Raw genomic sequence first — 2,409 nt, 5'->3', positions numbered from 1 at the left:
TGAATTGTCTGATTCTATTAAAAAAAGCAGAGCCGTTATAATGGGAGCAAGCGCTTTAACAAAGATTGTGCAATCCGTGTAAAAGGAGACAAAATCGACTTTTTAGGCAATGTGTATTTAATTTCCCGCTCAAAGATTCAGAAATTGGGTGAGACGCTTTAGTACCAATTCGATTTGTGGAATATTGTACTTAAACTAACGCGGGTGTTAATCCAGAAGGGATTGATGCCTTTTTTAAAGCGGGGCAGTTTAGCGGGAGAAGGATTTTCATATATAAATCTAGAACTAATTGAACAGTTGAATCATAAACGGATAACAGAAATAACAGAGGTGATTTATTGAATATATTCATTGTAGCATACGCCATTTTTATCGTTACAGCAAATCTCATCGGGTTCCTCGTCTTCAAAAAAAGTAGAAACCTATATTTAGCAGCGTTGGTTATTTTAATATCAGCTGGAGTATTTGGGGCAATTGGGGTTGTTTGTGCTGTATCGGTTTTTGATGTTGGTTTTGCTGAATTTTTTTTTAGTAATTTTGCTACGTATTTTTTTTATAACAGTTTTCTCGTCTTGCTTTTTGCCCTTGTAGTGTCGGGTATTAAAAAAATCAAAAAACATTGGTAGAAGATCACACCTGTCAAAGTGATGGTCTTTTCTTATGCAACTATCGGGGCAGACAATCTAGTGCTAAAGCAGAAAAAACAAGAGATATCGCTCTGTTCATTGAGAGACTATAGTGGAAGAAGATATTAGTTGTAAATAGAGAAGTTCTGTAAGACATAATGGAAAATTATTCGGGGAACGGAAGTGATACGAGTGTATCCTAACAAACAAGACAAAAATTATAAGCAAAGAAAAGTGCAATTCTTATACAGAAAGAAGAAAAGTAAAGAAAAAGCGGCAGTAAATGAACATAGCATAATATGGGAAACGATTATTGGTATTTGTGTCTTGGTTGTGCTTTTCCTCTATGTCCTTGATGTATTGTTTGATATAGGTGTCCGACTCCCTCCGTTCTTTGGGATATGAAATTATGAGCATCCAAATCTATAATAGGGTTACTATAGAGTGACAGAGGGAGGGATGGAAACAGTTACTAAAGTGTTAAATGTTGATTGTTGCTATTTAACAGAATTAGTCTAAGAAGAATTAATGCCCAGAGTGAGACAAGCCCTTTTCGACAATTCAACATTTTAAAAGAGTTTTATCATTAGAATATATTGGTTTCACCCTCTATAGTCATTTCTAAAATTCCATTGTCATCTATAGAGTGTATGCTAACTTCACCATTACCTATATAACCTTTCTCAACATAGCCAAGAATTACTTCGTTATGTTCATTCCCCTGCTTGTCCACATAAGACACGTTAATGGAAGCTTCGTCAAAATCCTCTGGTAATTCAATAATATAATCTTCTTCTTCACCTGCTTTTATTGTATATACGTCTACTAGTAATAGATCGTCATTGGTAACTAATTGTAATCCAGAAATGTCTTTATCAGAACCGTTATTGATTCTTACTATTAGTTCATCTTGTCTAATAAACATAAAATATATTAGAACACCTAACAATGGTAATAGAATGATACTTAACGTTTTTTTCACGTATTCCGCTCCTTGATTATGTTAAATTTATCCATATATTGATTTTATCTATAATAACACTTGCTGTAAAATATTTATGATTTTTGTAGCTGCTAAAATACCGGTTGCAAGAAATATAATAGGAGGAACAAATGGAAGTGTATGAGGAATTATTAGTGGAGATCATATCAAAAAATGAACCATTAATGAGGCTTATTAAGGTTCTTAAAGATACAATTCTGCGTTCAGATTATTATGTTGGGGCAGGCTGTATTACAAACACGGTTTGGAATGATATCTCTGGCTATCCTCTTGAATATGGTATTTCAGATATTGATATAGTTTATTATGCACCTGAGGATATAACTTCCGAGAGTGAGAAGAAACTCAAGGAAAGATTGTTAAATCTACTCGGAGATTTTCAATTTAAGCTAGATGTGAAAAACCAGGCAAGAGTACACCTTTGGTATGAGAAAAAGTTTGGATTTCCCATAAAGCCATACCATTCTCTTGAAGAAGCAATAGATAGTTGGCCAACCACTGCAACTGCTCTGGGATTAAGACAAGAACAAGATGGAACATGCAAAATCTACGCACCTTACGAATTGGATGATTTATTTTCTATGGTAGTGAGACCAAATAAACTGTTGATAACTAGAGAAATCTATGAAAATAAAGTACAGAAATGGCGAGAAAAATGGCCAAAACTTATGGTGGTTCCTTGGTAAACCATATTAGTTGTAAACAATTCAATTTAATAAATATGGGTTGATATAGAACAAACGGGGCCGTTGATCCAGAAGGGATTAATGCCTTTTTTGT

At 34.0% G+C, this 2,409-nt stretch carries 3 protein-coding genes; 2 read left to right on the top strand and 1 reads right to left on the bottom strand.

Features of this window, described 5'->3' with window-relative positions; translation table 11 throughout:
* Positions 1-338: 338 nt before the first annotated feature.
* Positions 339-626, top strand: a complete 288-nt coding sequence (locus ACW2QF_RS19520) for a hypothetical protein (RefSeq protein WP_455717686.1) — start codon at positions 339-341, stop codon at positions 624-626.
* Between the two features lie 586 nt (positions 627-1,212).
* Here ACW2QF_RS19520 and ACW2QF_RS19515 read toward each other — a convergent pair.
* On the bottom strand, positions 1,213-1,608 hold the full coding sequence (locus ACW2QF_RS19515) for a hypothetical protein (protein ID WP_455717685.1): 396 nt from the start codon (positions 1,606-1,608) through the stop codon (positions 1,213-1,215).
* A gap of 131 nt (positions 1,609-1,739) precedes the next feature.
* Here ACW2QF_RS19515 and ACW2QF_RS19510 point away from each other — a divergent pair, with 131 nt between their 5' ends.
* Positions 1,740-2,315 (top strand): nucleotidyltransferase family protein, encoded by a 576-nt coding sequence (locus ACW2QF_RS19510; RefSeq protein ID WP_455717684.1) that lies wholly within the window; start codon positions 1,740-1,742, stop codon positions 2,313-2,315.
* Positions 2,316-2,409 lie beyond the last annotated feature (94 nt).

The organism is Anaerosporobacter sp. (assembly GCF_965301125.1).
Note: the sequence above shows the minus strand (reverse complement) of the source record. Positions and strands in the feature narration are given on the sequence as shown.